This window comes from Ancylobacter sp. (genome assembly GCF_965229075.1).
Lineage (GTDB): Bacteria > Pseudomonadota > Alphaproteobacteria > Rhizobiales > Xanthobacteraceae > Ancylobacter.
The window spans coordinates 1,136,250-1,154,234 of sequence record NZ_CBDDIO010000002.1; the positions used below are offsets into that span (position 1 = coordinate 1,136,250).

Consider the following 17,985-nt stretch of genomic DNA (forward strand, 5'->3'; position numbering starts at 1 on the left):
CATGTCACGCCTGGCTGGCGGCCTTGGTCTTCAGCGCGGCCTGGGCGGCGGCGAGACGGGCGATCGGCACGCGGAAGGGCGAGCAGGACACATAGTCGAGACCCACTTCCTCGCAGAAGGCGACCGAGGCGGGGTCGCCGCCATGCTCGCCGCAAATGCCGAGCTTGAGCTTCGGGCGTACCGCGCGGCCGCGCTCGGTGGCGATCTTCACCAGTTCGCCCACGCCCTCGGTGTCGATGGACACAAAGGGGTCCACCTCGAAAATGCCCTTGGCGATATAGGTGCCGAGGAACGTGCCGGCATCGTCGCGCGAGATGCCATAGGTGGTCTGGGTCAGGTCATTGGTGCCGTAGGAGAAGAACTCCGCCGTCTCCGCGATCTCGCCGGCCTTCAGCGCCGCGCGCGGCAGCTCTATCATGGTGCCGACCTGATATTCCAGCGTCACACCGGTTTCCGCCTCCACGCGCTTGGCCACCGTGTCGATGTCGTGCTTGACGAGGTCGAACTCGCGCTTGCCGGTGATGAGCGGCACCATGATTTCCGGCACCACCGGCTTGCCCGTGGTCTTCTGCGCCGCCACCGCCGCCTCGAAGATGGCGCGCGCCTGCATTTCGGCGATTTCCGGGAAGGCGATGGCGAGGCGGCAGCCACGGAAGCCGAGCATCGGGTTGAACTCGTCGAACTCGCGCTTGCGGGCGGCGAGCTTGGCCGCGCTCACCCCGAGCCCCTGCGCCACCTCGGCGATATCAGCCTCGGTGTGGGGCAGGAATTCGTGCAGCGGCGGGTCGAGCAGACGGATGGTGACCGGCAGCCCGTCCATGATCTCGAACAGTTCCTGGAAGTCCGAGCGTTGGGCGGCGAGCAGCTTGGCCAGCGCGGCGCGGCGGCCCTTCTCGTCGTCGGCGAGGATCATCTCGCGCACGGAGCGAATGCGGTCGCCCTCGAAGAACATGTGCTCGGTGCGCGAGAGGCCGATGCCCTCGGCGCCGAAATTCTTCGCGGTGCGGGCGTCCAGCGGGGTCTCGGCATTGGCGCGCACCTTCAGGCGGCGCACGCCGTCGGCCCAGCCCATCAGCGTGGCGAACTCGCCGGAGAGTTCCGGCTGCAGCGTCGGCACCGCGCCGGCGATCACCTGGCCGGTGCCGCCGTCAATGGTGAGGATGTCGCCCTTCTTCAGCGTCACCCCGCCCGAGGTGAGGGTCCCGGCGGCATAATCGACACGGATGGTGCCGGCGCCGCAGACGCAGGGCTTGCCCATGCCGCGCGCCACCACGGCGGCGTGCGAGGTCATGCCGCCGCGCGTGGTGAGAATGCCCTGGGCCGCGTGCATGCCGTGAATGTCTTCCGGCGAGGTTTCGATGCGCACCAGAATGACCTTGCGGCCTTGGGTCTTCAAAAGCTCCGCCTCGTCGGCCGAGAACACGATCTCGCCCGAAGCGGCGCCGGGCGAGGCCGGCAGGCCCGAACCGATCACCTTCTTGTCGGCCTTGGGGTCGAGCATCGGGTGCAGCAGCTGGTCGAGCGCGGCCGGATCGACCCGGCCGATCGCCTCCTCGCGGGTGATGACGCCGTCATGGGCGAGTTCCACTGCGATGCGCAGCGAGGCCTTGGCGGTGCGCTTGCCGGAGCGGGTCTGCAGCATCCACAGCTTGCCGCGCTCGACGGTGAATTCGAGGTCCTGCATGTCGCGGTAATGGCCTTCGAGCACGCCGGCGATGCGGACAAACTCGGTATAGACCTCCGGCAGCGCCTTCTCCATGGAGGGCCTGTCGGAACCGGCGCCGATGCGCGCGGCCTCGGTGATGTTCTGCGGCGTGCGGATGCCGGCCACCACATCTTCGCCCTGGGCGTTGATGAGGAACTCGCCGTAGAGCGCGTTCTCGCCGGTGGAGGGGTTGCGGGTGAAGGCGACGCCGGTGGCCGAGGTCTCGCCCATATTGCCGAACACCATGGCCTGCACGTTCACCGCCGTACCCCAGCTCTCGGGGATCTGGTGCAGGCGGCGATAGACGATGGCGCGCTGGTTCATCCACGAGCCGAACACGGCGCCGATGGCGCCCCAGAGCTGGTCGTGCGGGTCCTGCGGGAAGGGCTTGCCCAGCTCATGCGCCACCAGCGCCTTGTAGCGGGAGACGATTTCCTTCCAGTCGTCGGCCGACAGATCGGTATCGAGGCTGTAGCCATGGTCGCCCTTGAAGCCGTCCAGCACCTCCTCGAAATGATGGTGCGGGAAGTCCAGCACCACGTTCGAGTACATCTGGATGAAGCGGCGGTAGCTGTCATAGGCGAAGCGCGCATCGCCGGAGGAGGCGGCCAACGCCTCGACGGTCACGTCGTTCAGCCCGAGATTGAGCACCGTGTCCATCATGCCGGGCATGGAGGCACGCGCGCCCGAGCGCACGGAGACGAGCAGCGGGTTGGCGGGATCGCCGAAGGTGCGGCCGGCAAGCTGCCCGACATGGGCCAGCGCGGCGTCGACATCCCCCTTCAGGCTGTCGGGATAGACGTTGCCGTTGGCGTAGTAATAGGTGCACACCTCGGTCGAGATGGTGAAGCCGGGAGGCACCGGCAGGCCGAGATTCGACATTTCCGCGAGGTTCGCGCCCTTGCCGCCGAGCAGATTGCGCATCTCCGCCGCACCCTCTGCCGTCCCGTCGCCGAAGGTGTAGACCCATTTCGTCATTTCGGATGCCCTGTTGGGTGGGGCCGCAAAGGCGCCCGACGCCGTGATGGAAATTCAGCCCTGGCTGAAATATACGCAACGCCAACGGGTTGAGACCGGCCCCGCAAAAGGTCCCGCGCCTTTTCCCACAAATGGTCTAGCGTCTTGAGGTCTTCCCTTCAATCCATCATTCGCAGTTGCGTCATGAACTTTGTGCCATGCGCCAAAGGTCTCGCGCGCCGGCGATTGCCGCCTGCCCGCAGTTCAGGCACGCTCCGCCCGCCGGCAACCCCAAGCCCCGAGGGCGACTTCCATGAATACGACTTTAACGCGACTGGCCCCGCACGTTCTCAGCCTGCTGCGCATCGCCGCGGCGCTGCTGCTGCTCCAGCACGGCACCACCAAGGTGCTCGGCTTTCCCGCGACGCAGATGAGCGGCATCAGCCTCACCGCCCTGCCCGGCATTGCCGGCATCATCGAGCTGGTCGGCGGCGCGCTGCTGCTGATCGGGCTATTCTCGCGCCCGGTCGCCTTCATCCTCTCGGGCATGACGGCGGTGGCCTATTTCCTCGTCCACGCGCCGCAGAGCTTCTTCCCGATCCTCAATGGCGGCGAACTGGCGGCGCTGTACAGCTTCGTGTTCTTCTACCTCACCTTCGCCGGCCCCGGCCCGTGGAGCGTCGACGCGCTGCGCGGCGGCGAGCGGGGCTGAACGCCCGTCTGCCCTGCCCGGCGTTCCGGGCAGGGCCTCATGCGTTCACAGGCTGAGGTTCACAGGCTTGAGGCTCACAGGCCGAGGCGCTGGCCGATATTGTCGACCCCACCGGGGCCGAGCAGGCCAACAATGCCGATGAAGATCAGATAGATCGCGACGATGAAGTTGAGCAGGCGCGGCATTACGAGGATGAGGATGCCGGCGATGAGCGCGACGATCGGCTGAATGGCGACGATATTGATGTCCATGGGACACTCCGCTGGGTGGTAGCGACATAAGCCGCGCCCGGCAGGATGGTTCCGCCCTTGGGTCTGCGCAAGCGGGGGAGCGGCTCCCTCCACGCCAGCGCTCCGCTCCTGCACCGTCGTCCTGAGGTGCGCGCGCAGCGCGCCTCGAAGGATGATGGCGCGGTGCGAGCGGTGGTGAGCTGGTTGCTTCGCGCCTGCGTGCTTCGAGGCCGCCCGTGCCGGGCGGCACCTCAGCATGACGGGCTGGGCCTCCAGGTCCTGGATCCCCGGGTCAAGCCCGGGGATGAGGGCGTAACTTTGCCAGCGGGCCGCCTCGAAGCGAGAGGCCGCCCCGCCTACCCCTCGATACGCTCGAAATCGGCGATGCTGCGGGTGGCGGCGCGGATATCGGCGAGCAGGCGCAGGCGGTTGACCCGCAGCGCGGGGTCGTCCGCATTCACCGTCACCTTCTCGAAGAAGGCGTCGACCGGCGCGCGCAGCTGCGCGATCAGCGCCATGGCGGCCTCGAAATCCTCACGCGCCAGCGCCTGTTCGATCTGCGGGCCGAGCGCGGCGATCGCCTGGCTAAGCGCGCGCTCCTCCGGCTCGTGCAGCAGAACCACATCGACGCCGCCCTCGTAAGCGACGCCGTCCTTCTTCTCCTCGATGCGCAGGATGTTCGCCGCGCGCTTGGTGCCGGCGAGCAGGTTCTTGCCGTCCTCGGTCGCGAGGAAGCGCCCCAGCGCCTCGACCCGCTTCACCACGAGGAGGAGGTCGTCCTGGCCCGGGAGCGCAAAAACGGCATCGACGAGGTCGTGGCGGGCACCGGCCTCGCGAAGATGGACCTTCAGGCGGTCAGCGAAGAAGGCAAGCGCATCTTTTGCAAGCAACCACGAAGCCTGATTCTCAACGTGCCACCAACGATCCATAAGTGTGTTGATGTAACGATCAAGTTTATCTTTCTCAACAACGGGAAGCTGATCACGAGATTTGACCGTAAATATGAATTCCAGAAATGACATTCCATTAGAAGCCTGCTCATCGAGAGCATCTAGTTCACGCAGATGCTCTCTGGCCAGCTCGTGCTGTGTCAAAAATTCGCTTTCAAGCTCTGCAGATCTGGCATCAGCAGCTTTCTGAAGCTGAATATTGCGAGTTTCCCATAGAGCGTCTTGGAGCCCTATTCGCAGCCCGTTCTCCAGGATAATCCGCACCACGCCCAGCGCCGCCCGGCGCAGCGCATAGGGGTCCTTGCTCCCGGTCGGCTTTTCGTCAATGGCCCAGAAGCCGGTGAGCGTGTCGAGCTTGTCGGCCAGCGCCACGGCGACGGACACCGGCGCGGTCGGCACGCGGTCGGTCGGGCCCTGCGGCTTGTAATGCTCTTCCGCGGCGGCGGCGATTTCTTCCGGCAGGCCTTCAAGACGGGCGTAATAACGGCCCATCAAGCCCTGCACCTCGGGGAATTCGCCCACCACTTCGGTGCGCAGGTCGCTCTTGGCGTAGAGCGCGGCCTGCTCCGCCAGCTCCGGGTCGGCGCCGACCAGCGGCGCCAGCGTCTTCGCCAGCGCGGCGATGCGGCGGATGCGCTCCAGCTGCGAGCCGAGCTTCTCGTGGAAGGTGACGTTGCCGAACTTCGCCAGCCGGTCTTCCAGCGAGACTGAAGCGTTGGTCTTCTTGTCGGTCTCCCAGAAGAACTTGGCGTCCGACAGCCGGGCGCGGATGACGCGCTCATTGCCGGCGATGATCGCCGCGCCGCCGTCGCTGGCGGCAAGGTTCGACACCAGCACGAACTTGTTGGCGAGGCGCCCGGTGGCGGGGTCCTTCAGCACGAAGCATTTCTGGTTGGCGCGGATGGTGGCGCGCACCACCTCGTCCGGCACGTCGAGAAAGGCCGGGTCGAACGACCCCATCAGCACGACGGGCCATTCCACCAGGCCGGAAATCTCGTCCAGCAGGCCGGCATCCTCCACCAGTTCCAGCCCCTGCGCTAGGGCGAGGTCCTTGGCGTCGTTGAGGATGATGTCCTTGCGCCGCTCGCGGTCAACCACCACGAAGGCGGCCTCCAACTTGGCCATCCAGTCTTCCAGCCGGCGCACGCGGATCGTGCCCTCGGAGAGGAAGCGGTGGCCGCGCGTGGTGTCGCCCGAGCGGAGGCCGTCGATCTCGAAGGCGACGATCTCCGGCTCCTCGGTCTCGGGGCCGAAGGTGCACAGGATGGATTGCAGCGGCCGCACCCAGCGCAGCGCGTTCGGGCTGGTCGAGCCCTTGCCCCAGCGCATGGACTTCGGCCAGGGGAAGGCGCGGATGACGGCGGGCACGATCTCGGCCACCACGTCCGGCGTCGGCCGGCCGTGTTTGTGAAGGCGGGCGACGTAGAACTCGCCCTTCTTCGGGTCGCTCTCGATGCTGGCCTGCTCGATGGAGGTAAGCCCGGCGGCTTTCAGGAAGCCGTCGATCGCGCCCTGCGGGGCGCCGACGCGCGGGCCCTTGCGCTCCTCATGCGTGTCGGGCTGCTGCGCGGGCAGGCCGTGCACGGCGAGCGCCAGCCGGCGCGGGGTGACGAAGGCCTTGGCGCCCTCATAGACGAGACCTCGCTCGACCAGCGCATCGGTGACGAGCTTGCGCAGGCTCTCCGCCGCGCCGGCCTGCATGCGGGCGGGGATTTCTTCGCAGAACAGTTCGAGCAGGAGATCGGGCATGGCGCTGCGTCACGTCGGCTGGCGGGCGGCGCCGTGCGGCGCGCGCCGTTGCGGGAAGGTCGGCCGACGCCCTAGCACGTCGCGCCCGGCGAGGGGAGGCGTCTCGTTCAGGAAAGCGCCCGGCCGCGGGTTTCCTTCATCGTCAGCGCGGCGATGAGCGACACCGCCGCCACCGCGATGAGATAGACGGCCGGGCCCATGTCGAACTGCTCGCGGTTCACCAGATACACTGCCACCATCGGCGCGGTGCCGCCGGCAAGGCCGAGGGCGAGATTGTAGCTGAGCGACAGCGCGCTGCACCGCGTCGCCGGACGGAACATTTCCACCAGCACGCAGGGCATCGGACCGGCATAGGCGGCGACCAGCACGGCAAAGCCGAGCTGGCCGGCGAGCGCCGCGCCCGCATCGCCGGAGTCGAGCAGGCGGAACAGCGGCCAGGACAACAGGATGAGGCCGATCAGCCCGCCGCACACCACCGGCTTGCGGCCGATCCGGTCGGACAAAGCGGCGAAAACCGGCGCCAGCCCGAGCACGGCGACCATGCTGATGGTGTTGATCTGCAGCGAGACGCGCTCCGTGAGGCCGTCCACCTGCTGCATATAGGTCGTGAGGTAGACGAACAGCATGTAGAAGCCGACGCCCAGAGTGAGGTTGAGCACCGCGGCGCGGATCATCTCCCGCCCGTCCGAGCGCAGGGCCTCGATCAGCGGCAACCGGCCGGGCGGGTGCGCACGCGCCGGCGGCTCGTGCCCAGGCGCGGACGAGCCGCGCAGATAGAGCGTGAAGCCGCCGAGCAGGATGCCGAGCAGGAACGGGATGCGCCAGCCCCAGGCGACGAGGTCGTCCGTGCTCATCAATGTCGCGGTGGCCGCGCCGACCATGGAGCCGAGCAGCGTGCCGCCGGAGGCGCCGCAGCCGGCGAAGGAGGCGATGAGCCCGCGCCGGCGCTGGGCCGCGTTCTCGGCGAGGAAGATCGCGGAAGTGGTGTATTCACCGCCGATGGAAAGCCCCTGCAGCAGCCGCAGCAGCAGGAGCAGCAGCGGCGCCGCCGCGCCGATGGCGGCATAGGTCGGCAACAGGCCGATGGCGACGGTGGAGACCGTCATCATCGCGGCGGAAATGAACAGCGCGTGGCGGCGGCCATAGCGGTCGCCAATATGGCCGAACAGCACGCCGCCGACCGGGCGCATGACGAAGGAAGCGGCGAACACGCCGAAGGCGGCGATCAGCCCGACAAAGGCGTCGCTGTCAGGAAAGAAGTTCTTGGCGAAGATGGCGGCGAGAAAGCCATAGGCGGCGAAATCGTACCATTCCAGCGCATTGCCCAGCGCGCCGGCCAGCAGCGCGCGCCGCCCGGCCGGGACCTCGGCCGGAAGGCTGCCACCGGGCAACGCGACGTCGAGGCTGGACATGGTCGCGCTCCGCACAGGAGGGGAGAGAAGGAAAGATCAGACCGCCGGCGTGCCGCCCGCCGCTGTCGCCAGCCACGCGGCGCCGCAGGCCTTGGCCAGCTCGCGCACGCGAAGAATGTAGCTCTGGCGCTCGGTGACGGAAATCACCCCGCGCGCGTCCAGCAGGTTGAACACATGGCTGGCCTTGATGCACTGGTCATAGGCCGGCTGCGCCATCAAATGACGGGTCTTGCTGCCGTCTTCCCAGCCCGCTTCGAGATATTTGGCCGCGGCGCTCTCGGCCATGCGGAACTGCTCGAACAGCATGTCGGTGTCGGCATGCTCGAAATTGTGCCGGGAATATTCCTCTTCCGCCTGCAGGAACACGTCGCCATAGGTGACTTTCTCGTCGCCCTCCCGGCCGTTGAAATTGAGGTCGTAGACGTTCTCGACCCCCTGCACATACATGGCGAGGCGTTCCAGCCCATAGGTCAGCTCGCCCGCGACGGGGGCGCATTCAAAGCCGGCGACCTGCTGGAAATAGGTGAACTGGCTCACCTCCATGCCGTCGCACCAGCACTCCCAGCCGAGCCCCCAGGCGCCGAGCGTCGGGCTTTCCCAATCGTCCTCGACGAAGCGCACATCATGCAGCTTAAGATCGATGCCGATGGCCGAGAGCGAGGCGAGATAGAGGTCCTGCAGATCGGCGGGCGAGGGCTTCAGGATCACCTGATACTGGTAGTAATGCTGCAGCCGGTTGGGGTTCTTGCCGTAGCGCCCGTCCTTGGGCCGGCGCGAGGGCTGCACATAGGCCGCCTTCCACGGCAGCGGGCCCAGCGCGCGCAGCGTGGTGGCGGGGTGGAAGGTGCCGGCGCCGACTTCCATGTCGTAAGGCTGCAGCACGACGCAGCCCTTGTCCGCCCAGAAGGCATGGAGCGCGAGGATGAGCCCCTGGAACGACTTGTCGGGGCGCATATGCGGCGGCAGAGCGGGATCGATCATGGGTAAGCCGGCGGTTGGCTGGAAAGGCGGCGCAACCTAGGCCGGGGAAGGGCGGGGATCAAGGTGCGCTGCAATGCTGCGCGCCGTCATCCTGAGGTGCCCGGCCAGCGGCAGGGTCTCGAAGGATGTTCATCCCGGAGAACCCGGACGATCCTCCTTCGAGGCTCGCTACGCTCGCACCTCAGGATGACGGCGTTCCCCTGGGTGAACGGGGCCGCCCCGTTTCCGCCTGGCTGAAAACCCATTATCACTCCCTCATGCCCGACAGCCTCGCCGAATCGCCCGTCTCCAACGCCGCCGACTGGACCGTCTCGGAACTCTCCGGCGCGCTCAAGCGCACGGTGGAGGATTCCTTCGGCCATGTGCGGGTGCGCGGGGAAATCTCCGGCTATCGCGGGCCGCATTCCTCCGGCCATGCCTATTTCAGCCTGAAGGACCAGAACGCCCGGCTCGACGCCGTTGTGTGGAAGGGCAATTTCGGCCGGCTTCGCCTGAAGCCCGAGGAAGGGCTGGAAGTGGTCGCCATCGGCCGCATCACCACCTTTCCCGGCAAGTCCTCCTACCAGATCGTCATTGAGCAACTGGAATTCGCCGGCGCCGGCGCCATCATGGCGATGCTGGAGGAGCGCAAGAACCGCCTCGCCGCCGAGGGCCTGTTCGCGCCCGAGCGCAAGCGTCGCCCGCCCTTCCTTCCCCGCGTCATCGGCGTCGTCACCTCGCCCACCGGCGCGGTGATCCGCGACATTCTCCACCGGCTGAACGACCGCTTTCCGCGTCATGTACTGGTGTGGCCGGTGCGGGTGCAGGGCGACACGTCAGGCGCCGAGGTCAGCACCGCCATTCGCGGCTTCAACGCGCTGGCTCCGGGAGGTCCGATCCCGCGCCCGGACGTGCTCATTGTCGCGCGCGGCGGCGGCTCGCTGGAAGATTTGCTCGGCTTCTCCGAGGAAAGCGTGGTGCGGGCGGCGGCGGAGAGCGCCATTCCGCTGATTTCCGCCGTCGGCCATGAGACCGACGTGACGCTGATCGACTTCGCCGCTGATCTGCGCGCGCCCACACCCACCGCCGCCGCCGAGATGGCGGTGCCGGTGCGCGCCGATCTCCTCGCCGAAGTCGCCGGTCTGCATGCGCGGCTGCGCGCCTGTTTCGCCCGCGGGTTGGAGCGGCGTCGTACCGATCTGCGCGCCCTCGCCCGCCTGCTGCCGAGCGCCGATGCCGTGCTCGCCGTGCCGCGCCAGCGCCTCGACCTCGCCGGCCAGCGCCTGCCGCGCGCGCTCAAGGCCAATGCCGGCGCGCACCGGCTCGGCCTCACCCGCGTCGAAGGCCGGCTCACGCCGCAGCTGCTCGCCGGCGCCCTCGCCCGCCGGCGCGAGCGGGCCGGCGACCTCGCGGCCCGGTTGCCGCGCGGCCTGACGGCGAACACGGCCCGCCACCGGCTGCGCCTCACCCGCGACGAATCGCGCCTGCGCCTCATCGCCCAGGCGCTGCGCGACCGCCGCGAGCGGGCGCGCGACCGGCTCGACGCACTGCATGTGCGGCTGCAACGCTGCCGGCGCCAGCAGGCGGCGGAGCGCGCGGGGCGGCTCGACGCCGTCGCCAAGCTGCTCACCGCCCTCTCCTATAAGGGCGTGCTCGCGCGCGGTTATGCCCTTGTGCGCGACGCCTCCGGCGCGCCGGTCCACGCGGCCGCCGGCATCGGCGCGGGTGACGCGCTGGAAATCGAGTTCCGCGACGGCCGCGTGGCGGTGAGCGCCATCGGCGCCGAGCCGGAGGCGCCGCCCTCCCCCGCCCGACCGTCGCGCAAACCGGCGAAGACGCGGTCCGCGCCCTTGCCGGAGCCGCCGCGCCAACCCACCTTGTTCGACAGCTGAAGCCCCTCGCGCCGAAGAGGTGATCGCAGCGGGCTTGCCCGATGCCGTGCCGGGTCTTTATTGTCGCGCCAAACCAACCGACAGGAGGAGCGGGCCCATGAACCGCTTCGAACGATTCCCCACCTCGGGTGAAGCCGAAGTGCGTTATCTCGACGGCGACTTCCGCGTCGTGCGTCCCGGCACCTTCGTGCGCTGCGCCGTCACCGGCGAAGCCATTCCGCTCGACGAGCTGCGCTATTGGAGCGTGGATCTGCAGGAAGCCTATGCCACGCCGGAAGCGGTGCTGGCACGGCTGCATCCGGACCGGGTCAAGCTGGCCTGAGCCGGCTCACGGTTCGCGCGGGCCAGCCTCCAGCCCACCCAGCATGCGCTCCAGCGCCCGCGCGCTCTGTGGCTCCAGTGCCATGCGTACCGGCAGCACGTCCGACGCTTCAATCAAGGGCTGGCCGACCTCGCTGCCGGCGAGGCGCATCGCGTCCTTCTCCGTGGTGACGAGCAGAAGGTCGAGCTTCTCCGCCTCGGCACGCAGCTCTTCCACCTCGGCCGCCGTGTAGACATGGTGGTCCGGGAAGGCCCGCGTCACCACAGGCAGCACGCCGAGCGTGCGCAGCGTCTCGAAGAATTTGGCGGGCCGGCCGATGCCGGCATAGGCGAGCACCCGCTTGCCGAACAGCCGTGCCACCGCCTGCGCCTCCGGTGCCAGCCGGCCGCGCAGCACCACAGCACCGGCCGCATAGCCGTCGCGGGCGGCGCGCTCGCCGGGCGCGCCCTCGCCGATGACCAGCAGCGCCTGCGCCTGTTCCAGCTGCGGGGCGAGCGGGGCGCGCAGGGGGCCGGCCGGCAGGCACAGCCCGTTGCCGATGCCCACCCCGGCATCGATGACGAGGATGGAGAGCGACTTCGCCAGCGCCGGGCTCTGGAAGCCGTCATCCATGATGAGCACGTCCGCCCCGGCCTGCGCCGCCGCCTGCGCGCCGGCGAGCCGGTCGCGGGCGACGAAGGTGGGAGCGGCGCGGGCCAGCAGCAGCGGCTCGTCGCCCACATCCTCGGCGCTGTGCAGCAGCGGATCGACCCGCACCGGGCCTTTCAGCCGGCCGCCATAGCCGCGCGTGAGCACCGCCGGCTTGTGGCCATGCAGAGCGAGGCGGCGGGCGATCTCGATCACGGTGGGCGTCTTGCCGGCGCCGCCGACCGTGGGGTTGCCGACACAGATGACCGGCAGGCCGACCCCGGTTCCCGGCCGGCGCAGGCGCGCCAGCGTCACCCCGCCCACCAGCGCGCCGAGCGGCGCCAGCAGCTTGGCCAGCCAGCTCTGTTCCCGTCGCCACCAGAAGTGCGGTGCCTGCATGGCCTCAGTGCCTCTCCAGCTGGATCTGCACCAGATAGGGATCGATGGCGGCGAGCGTACGCTCCAGCGCGCCGCCGAAACTCTCCACGGTCGCCTGCCCGGCCGCGATCATCGTCGCACGGAACGCGGGATCGGCCAGCAGCCGATAGGCCGCCGCCGCCAGCGTGCGGCCATCGGTGACGGCGAGCGCGCCGCCCGCCTCGTCGAGCCGGTCGTAGAGCGCGTTGAAATTGGTCACATGCGGGCCGTGCAGGATCGCGGTGTCGAGCTTGATCGGCTCGATCGGGTTCTGCCCGCCCCGGCGCACCAGCGAGCCGCCGAGCAGCGCCACCGGGCCGAGCCGGTAGAACAGGCCGAGCTCGCCGATCGTGTCGGCGACATAGATCGCGGTGCCCCTGTCGGGCTGGTAGCCGTCGCTGCGCAGCACCGCCGGGCAACCGGCCGCGGTCGCCAGCTGCACCACCGCCGTGCCGCGCTCGGGATGGCGGGGGGCGAGAATGGTGAGCAGGTTCGGCAGTTCCTTGGCCAGGCGCTGATGCGCCTCGATGACGATCTCCTCCTCGCCGGGATGGGTAGAGGCGGCGACGAAGACGATACGCCCGGCGGTCGCCAGCCGCAGCGTGTCGAAGGCGGCGATGTCGACAGGGGGCGGCGGCGCGTCGAATTTGAGATTGCCGGTCACGGTGACGCGCGGCGCGCCGAGCTGCTTCAGCCGCGTGCCATCGTCCAGCCCCTGTGCCAGACACAGATCCACCCGCGACAGCAGCGCCGCGACGCTGCCCGGCACCCGGCCCCAGCTGGCGAAGGACGAGGGCGACATGCGCGCATTGACCAGCACCAGCGGCGTCCCGCGGGCGTTCACTTCCAGAATGAGGTTCGGCCACAGCTCGGATTCGACCAGCAGCACCAGGTCCGGCCGCCAGTGCTTGAGGAAGCGGCGCAGGAACAGCGGCGAATCCAGCGGCACGAACTGGTGCGGCACGTCGGGCGGTAGCCGCGCCTGCGCGAGGCGCGCCGAGGTGACGGTGCCCGAGGTGAAAAGCACGCGGAAGCCGCGCGCGCGCAGCCGTTCGATCAGCGGCAGCACGGCGATCATCTCGCCGACGCTGGCGCCATGCACCCACACCAGCGGCCCGCGCGGGCGGGCGGCGCTGGCGCGGCCATAGCGCTCGGTCAGCCGCGCGCCATCCTCCTTGCCCCGCTTCAGCCGGCGCGCCAGCAGCAGGCGGACGAAAGGCGTCGCCAGCCAGGTCGCCGCCCGGTAGCAGCGGACGAGAAAGGGGGAGCGGGGGCTGGCCATGGCGCGCTAGCCGTTGCGCGCCGGCGCGGGGGCGGGCTCCAACGGGGCGGGCTCGGCGGATTTTGCCGCCGCGGCGGCCTTGCGGGCGAGCGCCCGCGCTTCGGCAGGGCGGCCGACCAGTTCCTCGGCGCGGGCGGTGGCGAACTCAAGCTGGCGCTGCAGCTCCCGCCGCGCCGCTTCCAGCTCCTCCGGCCCGGCATCGGTCGGCACGCGCACGCCGTCGCCGGCGACCACGGCGGCACGGCCGAAGGGCAGATGGATCGCCGACTTGTCCCAGCTGCGGGCGATGATGCGCCGCGAGGTGGCGATGGCGACGGGATAGATGGGCCGGCCCGAATGTTTGGCGATGGTGACGACGCCGAGTCCGGCGACGCGCGAAATCTTCGGCACATCCGCCGTCATCGCGACATTGGTGCCCTCACTGAGATGACGGATCATCTCCAGCGTGGCGTTGAAGCCGCCCTTGGTGCGGAAATCGCGCCCCTGTGCCCCCGAGCCGCGCACCGCGCCGATGCCCAGCGCCTCGGCGGCGATGGCGTTCACATCCGCATCCGCGCTGCGCGAGATCATCACCTTGGCGCGGTGATAGGGCCGCACCAGAAAGGGGGTGAGAAAATGCTGGCCATGCCAGAAGGTGAGAATCATCGGCAGCTGGGCGTCGGCCAGCTCATAGAGATTGGCCGGCTCCATCACCACGCGCTGGGTGCGCCAGACGAAGCGCAGATAGGACGCCATGCTCCGCCCGAGAACGGTGCGGACCGTCGGTGAGGTGCGCAGTCGACGCCACATGCGAAGGTGCCGGCGATCAGCTGGTCTTCGCGCTGGCGTCCGGGTCCAGCAGGCGATGAAGGTGGACGATGAAATAGCGAGTCTGGGCCTGGTCGACGGTCTGCTGCGCTTTGGCCTTCCACGCCGCATGGGCGGTGGCGTAGTTCGGGAACACGCCGACGATGTCGAGCGCGTCGAGATCCTTGAAGGTGACGCCGTCGATCTTTTCGAGCTCGCCGCCGAAGACGAGGTGCAGAAGCTGGGGACTGGTGGTCTCGGGCATCCGGTCGCGTCCTGTGCTCGGGAACGATCAGCGCGCCACAGCCATCAGCGCCGGATGGAGCTGGCTGCCGGCCGAAACCAGCGCCCCATGCCGCGGCACCGGCGCGTTATAGGCGAGCGGACGGCCGTCGAGCGTGGTCAGCCGTCCGCCTGCTTCGTGCACCAAAAGGTCCGCGGCGGCAAGGTCCCAATCATTTCCATTGGGTGAGGCGAGCGCGGCATCGAGCTCGCCGGTGGCGACGCGGGCGAGGCGCAGCGCCAGCGAGCGGATGCGGTCGACCCGGCGCCAGCTACCCGCCCGGTCGAGATGGGCGAGCCAGGGCGCCGGCCCGTCGATCACCGCGCCGGCAAGCGCTCGAGTGGTGGAGACCTGGATCGGCTGGCCGTTGCGCGTCGCCCCGCCGCCGCGCACCGCGATGAACAGTTCCTCGGTGACGGGGGCGAACAGGGCGCCGGCGATCGGCCTGCCATCCTCCACCAGCGCCGCCTCCACGCACCAGTCGGCGCGCCCGGCCATATAGGCGCGGGTGCCGTCAATGGGATCGACGATCCATACCCGGCGCCGCGACAGGCGGGAGGGTTCGTCCACCGTTTCCTCCGACAGCCAGCCATAGGCCGGGCCGACGAGGCTCAGGCGCTCGCGCAGCATCACGTCGACGGCGAGGTCGGCTTCGGTGACGGGGGAATCATTGTGCTTGGACCAGCTCTTCACCCCGACGCGGAACATCTCCACCGCCACCGCCCCGGCCGCCACCACCGCCTCCGCCAGATGCCGCGCCGCGACGGCGGGATCGGCGAGAGGATCGGTGACGGCATCAAGATCGGGCAGGTCGGGGGAAAGGGGCGGCATGGATTCCATTTTCGGGACGTACGCGGGAGCGGTGAGGATTGCAAACGCGATATCGGCATTGCGAGCCAATCCGACAAGCATTCGTCAAGCATAGGTGCCATTCGCGGCCGGGAAGAAACTCTCAACCATGTCCCTTAAGCGGCCCGGTACAGGGCCGCGACTACGGTGTCCCCACGACCGAGGCCACTGAGCCAGAAAATCGGCGGGGAGATGCGTGATGCGTCAACGGATGATGGAAGCAGAGTTGAGGCGGCCGGCGGCGCCGGCCCCCTATGTGGCGCTGGCGCGGCCCGCCACGTCGGAGGGCTGGCCGCTGCGGTTCGAGGCGGCCGATGACGGGGCCGATGACGGGGTGCGGCAGATCGAGCTCGGCCTCGACCGGGTGGTGATCTACCGCCGCGTCGCCGGGGTGGCGATGAAGGCGGCGCGCCCGCTCGACGCCTATCGCGGGCTGGCGGTGGCGCTGCTCGACCCGGAGGGCGACGATGACGGCGTCGCCATCGTGCTGGTGCATGAGGACCCGGCGCTGTCGGTGACGCTCTACAGCGCGCCGCATATCGACGATGTGGTGGCGGAATGGCGCGGCTGGAGCGCGGCGCTCGGCCGGCCGATGCTGGTGACGCTGGCCGATGGCAGCCACCAGCCCGCCTATACGATGATCGGCCGGCTGGTGATTGGCGAGATGCGCGCGCGCCGCGCCCGCCGGGGCGCGCTCAAGCACCGCCGGCCCAGCGTCTATCGCCGGCGCGGCGCCGGTCGGACGGGGGAACTCACGGTCCATCGCGGCGAGCGTGAACTGAGCGCGCGGGACTGACGCCAAAGCCCGCAGCTCCTCTCAGTCGCCGCCTTCCTTGCCGATAGGCCGCACCAGATGGCCGTGAAAGGCGAAGGCGGTCGCGGTGAGGCCAGCGAGCAGCAGGCAGGCGGCGACCAGCGACGGCACCAGCCCGCTCGCCGCCAGCAGCAGGGCGCCGATGCCGGCGCCCGTGACGAAAGACGCCCAGGACCCGGCATAGGCCAGCGCCTCCACCGGTCCGCCGCGTCGCTTCATCCAGCGCGCCAGCGCCTGGCCGAGGCCGAACAGCGCCCCGGTGACGAAGCTTTTGCCGATATCCGCCCCTGCGATGATCTGGTGCACGCTGTTCTGCATGCCCATGGCGAGCGCTACCGGCAGCAGCGCCAGCCGCCCGGCATCGAGGCCGGCGAGGCCCGCCGCCAGCGCGAACAGCACGACCTCGCTGCCCAGCACCGCGACCAGTTTCCACTCGCCCACCGCGTCGGTGATCAGCGTGCCGACAAAGGCGCCGGCGACGAAGCCGGCGATGACGGAGGCGGTGAACAGCGCCATCGCCCCATGACCTTCGGCCAGCTGGATGCCGAGACGGGTGCTGTTGCCGCTCATGAAGGACAGAAACAGCCCGCCGAGATGGGCGTAGCCCACCGCATCGACGAAGCCGGCGACCAGTGTGGCGAAAGTGGCGAAGAGAAGCGGGCGATAACCCTCTGGCATGGGCGTCTCAGAACTTTCGCGACGGCGCGGGCAGGCATGAAAAAGGGCGCGGGAGACGCGCCCTTTCCACACAGCATAGGCAGAAGCGATGCGGCCCGCGTTTCAGGCCGCACGGCTTCAGGGACAGACATGCACCCAGCCGCCACCCCAGGCGCGGCGCCAGTAGCAGTTCGGGCGCACCGGCGCGCCCCAGCCACGGGCATAGGGAGGCACGTACCAATTATAGTTCGGCCGCCAGAAGCAGCGGAACGGACCGCAGACCCAGGCCACATTCTCGGTGAGCGCGGCGGACGGGGCCAGCGTGTCGGCGGCGACGGCCGACGGGGTGGCGAGGCCGGGCATGGCGACGCCGGCTTCGGCGGTGCCGCTGGCGAGGCCCGCGGCGGTGAAGGCGGCGGCGGCAAGGGCAACGGCAAAGGCCGCCCGGCGCAGCCGCGCGACGGCGGAGGCGAAGGAGGGATAACGCATGAAGCACTCCCGAGGGGATGAGGTGATGATAGCGCGCAAGGATAGCACGCCACTATCTCCGCACCAGCCGTAACCCCATGCGCCCATGGAAATTTTCTCTGCGCGACGCGCCTGCGGGCGACAGCGGGCGCGGCTTCGCCTAAGCTCGGCGCCCGCATCCCGCGCCGCGTGCGGCGGCGCCATTCGGAGGCCTCCCATGCGCTCGAAGATCATCGGCACCACGCTACCCGTGCTCGAACTCCAGCTCGACGCCGGCGACCGCATCGTCGGCGTGCCGGACCAGCTGTCCTGGATGTCGGGCGACATCGTGCTCACCACCTCCACCGCCGGCGGCGGGGCGAGCGGCCTGCTCGGGCTGGTGAGCCGCGCGGTGTCCGGCGGCGGCCTGTTCATGACCGAGTTCCACGCCGAGCGCGGGCCGGGTAATGTCGCCTTCGCCGCCAAGCTGCCCGGCAATTTCGTGGAGATCGAGATCAGCCCCGGGCGCGCCTATCTCGCCCACCGCCACGGCTTCGTCTGCGGCACGCCGGGCATCGAGGTGACGACCGCTTTCCAGCAGACGCTGGGCGGGGCGGTGTTTGGCGGCGAGGGCTTCGTGCTGCAGCGGCTGGCGGGACAGGCCAGCGCCTATGTCGAACTGAGCGGCGAACTGGTGACCTATGAGCTTCAGCCTGGCCAGCAGCTGCTCGTCCATCCCGGCCATGTCGGGCTGTTCGAGGAAAGCGTCTCTTTCGAGCTGACGACGATGCGCGGCGTGCGCAACGCGCTGTTCGGCGGCGACGGGCTGTTCCTGGTGCGGCTGTCCGGCCCGGGCAAGGTGTGGCTGCAGAGCCTGACCGCGCCGGGCCTCGCCCATGCGGTCAGCCCCTATCTGCCGGAACGCCGGGGCTGA

General features: G+C 69.3%; 17 protein-coding genes. 5 read left to right on the forward strand and 12 right to left on the reverse strand.

Features of this window, described 5'->3' with window-relative positions; translation table 11 throughout:
• Positions 1–4 precede the first annotated feature (4 nt).
• Positions 5–2,683, reverse strand: coding sequence for a pyruvate, phosphate dikinase (gene ppdK, locus ACO07Z_RS11370; protein ID WP_421698827.1), 2,679 nt, complete (start codon positions 2,681–2,683; stop codon positions 5–7).
• A gap of 292 nt (positions 2,684–2,975) precedes the next feature.
• On the opposite strand from ppdK, the gene ACO07Z_RS11375 reads away from it, so the two are divergent.
• On the forward strand, positions 2,976–3,374 hold the full coding sequence (locus ACO07Z_RS11375) for a DoxX family protein (protein ID WP_421698828.1): 399 nt from the start codon (positions 2,976–2,978) through the stop codon (positions 3,372–3,374).
• A 74-nt stretch (positions 3,375–3,448) separates the two neighbouring features.
• Here the strand turns inward: ACO07Z_RS11375 and ACO07Z_RS11380 are convergent, their stop codons facing one another.
• The 4 genes from ACO07Z_RS11380 to ACO07Z_RS11395 all read right to left on the reverse strand — a co-directional run bounded on the left by ACO07Z_RS11380 (position 3,449) and on the right by ACO07Z_RS11395 (position 8,696).
• Positions 3,449–3,625 (reverse strand): DUF3096 domain-containing protein, encoded by a 177-nt coding sequence (locus ACO07Z_RS11380; RefSeq protein WP_244379825.1) that lies wholly within the window; start codon positions 3,623–3,625, stop codon positions 3,449–3,451.
• Between the two features lie 335 nt (positions 3,626–3,960).
• Positions 3,961–6,303, reverse strand: a complete 2,343-nt coding sequence (glyS, locus tag ACO07Z_RS11385) for a glycine--tRNA ligase subunit beta (protein WP_421698829.1) — start codon at positions 6,301–6,303, stop codon at positions 3,961–3,963.
• Between the two features lie 107 nt (positions 6,304–6,410).
• A complete protein-coding gene (locus ACO07Z_RS11390) occupies positions 6,411–7,715 on the reverse strand; it encodes an MFS transporter (protein ID WP_421698830.1) in 1,305 nt (434 codons plus the stop codon).
• A 36-nt stretch (positions 7,716–7,751) separates the two neighbouring features.
• Entirely contained in the window at positions 7,752–8,696 is a 945-nt protein-coding gene (locus ACO07Z_RS11395) for a glycine--tRNA ligase subunit alpha (RefSeq protein WP_421698831.1), read from the reverse strand.
• 257 nt (positions 8,697–8,953) lie between these two features.
• On the opposite strand from ACO07Z_RS11395, the gene xseA reads away from it, so the two are divergent.
• Positions 8,954–10,567 (forward strand): exodeoxyribonuclease VII large subunit, encoded by a 1,614-nt coding sequence (gene xseA, locus ACO07Z_RS11400; RefSeq protein ID WP_421698832.1) that lies wholly within the window; start codon positions 8,954–8,956, stop codon positions 10,565–10,567.
• 97 nt (positions 10,568–10,664) lie between these two features.
• On the forward strand, positions 10,665–10,889 hold the full coding sequence (locus ACO07Z_RS11405) for a DUF2093 domain-containing protein (RefSeq protein WP_421698833.1): 225 nt from the start codon (positions 10,665–10,667) through the stop codon (positions 10,887–10,889).
• 6 nt (positions 10,890–10,895) lie between these two features.
• Here ACO07Z_RS11405 and lpxK read toward each other — a convergent pair whose 3' ends face one another.
• Genes lpxK through ACO07Z_RS11430 form a run of 5 tightly spaced genes read right to left on the reverse strand, consistent with a single transcriptional unit; the run spans position 10,896 to position 15,115 of the window.
• Positions 10,896–11,915: a tetraacyldisaccharide 4'-kinase gene (gene lpxK / locus ACO07Z_RS11410; protein WP_421698834.1), complete on the reverse strand. Its 1,020-nt coding sequence runs from the start codon at positions 11,913–11,915 to the stop codon at positions 10,896–10,898.
• A gap of 4 nt (positions 11,916–11,919) precedes the next feature.
• Complete coding sequence (locus tag ACO07Z_RS11415) at positions 11,920–13,215, reverse strand: 3-deoxy-D-manno-octulosonic acid transferase (protein ID WP_421698835.1); 1,296 nt, start codon at positions 13,213–13,215, stop codon at positions 11,920–11,922.
• Positions 13,216–13,221: 6 nt separating this feature from the next.
• A complete protein-coding gene (locus ACO07Z_RS11420) occupies positions 13,222–14,004 on the reverse strand; it encodes a lysophospholipid acyltransferase family protein (protein WP_421698836.1) in 783 nt (260 codons plus the stop codon).
• Between the two features lie 16 nt (positions 14,005–14,020).
• The gene (locus ACO07Z_RS11425) at positions 14,021–14,266 is read right to left on the reverse strand and encodes a DUF4170 domain-containing protein (protein ID WP_244379846.1); all 246 of its coding nucleotides are present in this window, start codon (positions 14,264–14,266) and stop codon (positions 14,021–14,023) included.
• A gap of 27 nt (positions 14,267–14,293) precedes the next feature.
• The gene (locus tag ACO07Z_RS11430) at positions 14,294–15,115 is read right to left on the reverse strand and encodes a 3'(2'),5'-bisphosphate nucleotidase CysQ (RefSeq protein WP_421698837.1); all 822 of its coding nucleotides are present in this window, start codon (positions 15,113–15,115) and stop codon (positions 14,294–14,296) included.
• 217 nt (positions 15,116–15,332) lie between these two features.
• On the opposite strand from ACO07Z_RS11430, the gene ACO07Z_RS11435 reads away from it, so the two are divergent.
• A complete protein-coding gene (locus tag ACO07Z_RS11435; protein WP_421698838.1) occupies positions 15,333–15,929 on the forward strand; it encodes a DUF6101 family protein in 597 nt (198 codons plus the stop codon).
• Positions 15,930–15,950: 21 nt separating this feature from the next.
• On the opposite strand, the gene ACO07Z_RS11440 is transcribed toward ACO07Z_RS11435, so the two are convergent.
• Positions 15,951–16,625, reverse strand: a complete 675-nt coding sequence (locus tag ACO07Z_RS11440; RefSeq protein ID WP_421698839.1) for a YoaK family protein — start codon at positions 16,623–16,625, stop codon at positions 15,951–15,953.
• A 117-nt stretch (positions 16,626–16,742) separates the two neighbouring features.
• Positions 16,743–17,093, reverse strand: coding sequence for a hypothetical protein (locus tag ACO07Z_RS11445; RefSeq protein WP_421698840.1), 351 nt, complete (start codon positions 17,091–17,093; stop codon positions 16,743–16,745).
• A gap of 196 nt (positions 17,094–17,289) precedes the next feature.
• Between ACO07Z_RS11445 and ACO07Z_RS11450 the strand changes: the two genes are divergently transcribed.
• Positions 17,290–17,985: a TIGR00266 family protein gene (locus ACO07Z_RS11450; protein WP_244379853.1), complete on the forward strand. Its 696-nt coding sequence runs from the start codon at positions 17,290–17,292 to the stop codon at positions 17,983–17,985.

What these genes read in the sequence shown, in the direction of transcription:
- ppdK (WP_421698827.1), bottom strand. Translation starts at nt 2,683, where the DNA reads ATGACGAAATGGGTCTACACCTTCGGCGACGGGACGGCAGAGGGTGCG.
- ACO07Z_RS11375 (WP_421698828.1), top strand. Translation starts at nt 2,976, where the DNA reads ATGAATACGACTTTAACGCGACTGGCCCCGCACGTTCTCAGCCTGCTG.
- ACO07Z_RS11380 (WP_244379825.1), bottom strand. Translation starts at nt 3,625, where the DNA reads ATGGACATCAATATCGTCGCCATTCAGCCGATCGTCGCGCTCATCGCC.
- glyS (WP_421698829.1), bottom strand. Translation starts at nt 6,303, where the DNA reads ATGCCCGATCTCCTGCTCGAACTGTTCTGCGAAGAAATCCCCGCCCGC.
- ACO07Z_RS11390 (WP_421698830.1), bottom strand. Translation starts at nt 7,715, where the DNA reads ATGTCCAGCCTCGACGTCGCGTTGCCCGGTGGCAGCCTTCCGGCCGAG.
- ACO07Z_RS11395 (WP_421698831.1), bottom strand. Translation starts at nt 8,696, where the DNA reads ATGATCGATCCCGCTCTGCCGCCGCATATGCGCCCCGACAAGTCGTTC.
- xseA (WP_421698832.1), top strand. Translation starts at nt 8,954, where the DNA reads ATGCCCGACAGCCTCGCCGAATCGCCCGTCTCCAACGCCGCCGACTGG.
- ACO07Z_RS11405 (WP_421698833.1), top strand. Translation starts at nt 10,665, where the DNA reads ATGAACCGCTTCGAACGATTCCCCACCTCGGGTGAAGCCGAAGTGCGT.
- lpxK (WP_421698834.1), bottom strand. Translation starts at nt 11,915, where the DNA reads ATGCAGGCACCGCACTTCTGGTGGCGACGGGAACAGAGCTGGCTGGCC.
- ACO07Z_RS11415 (WP_421698835.1), bottom strand. Translation starts at nt 13,215, where the DNA reads ATGGCCAGCCCCCGCTCCCCCTTTCTCGTCCGCTGCTACCGGGCGGCG.
- ACO07Z_RS11420 (WP_421698836.1), bottom strand. Translation starts at nt 14,004, where the DNA reads ATGTGGCGTCGACTGCGCACCTCACCGACGGTCCGCACCGTTCTCGGG.
- ACO07Z_RS11425 (WP_244379846.1), bottom strand. Translation starts at nt 14,266, where the DNA reads ATGCCCGAGACCACCAGTCCCCAGCTTCTGCACCTCGTCTTCGGCGGC.
- ACO07Z_RS11430 (WP_421698837.1), bottom strand. Translation starts at nt 15,115, where the DNA reads ATGCCGCCCCTTTCCCCCGACCTGCCCGATCTTGATGCCGTCACCGAT.
- ACO07Z_RS11435 (WP_421698838.1), top strand. Translation starts at nt 15,333, where the DNA reads ATGCGTCAACGGATGATGGAAGCAGAGTTGAGGCGGCCGGCGGCGCCG.
- ACO07Z_RS11440 (WP_421698839.1), bottom strand. Translation starts at nt 16,625, where the DNA reads ATGCCAGAGGGTTATCGCCCGCTTCTCTTCGCCACTTTCGCCACACTG.
- ACO07Z_RS11445 (WP_421698840.1), bottom strand. Translation starts at nt 17,093, where the DNA reads ATGCGTTATCCCTCCTTCGCCTCCGCCGTCGCGCGGCTGCGCCGGGCG.
- ACO07Z_RS11450 (WP_244379853.1), top strand. Translation starts at nt 17,290, where the DNA reads ATGCGCTCGAAGATCATCGGCACCACGCTACCCGTGCTCGAACTCCAG.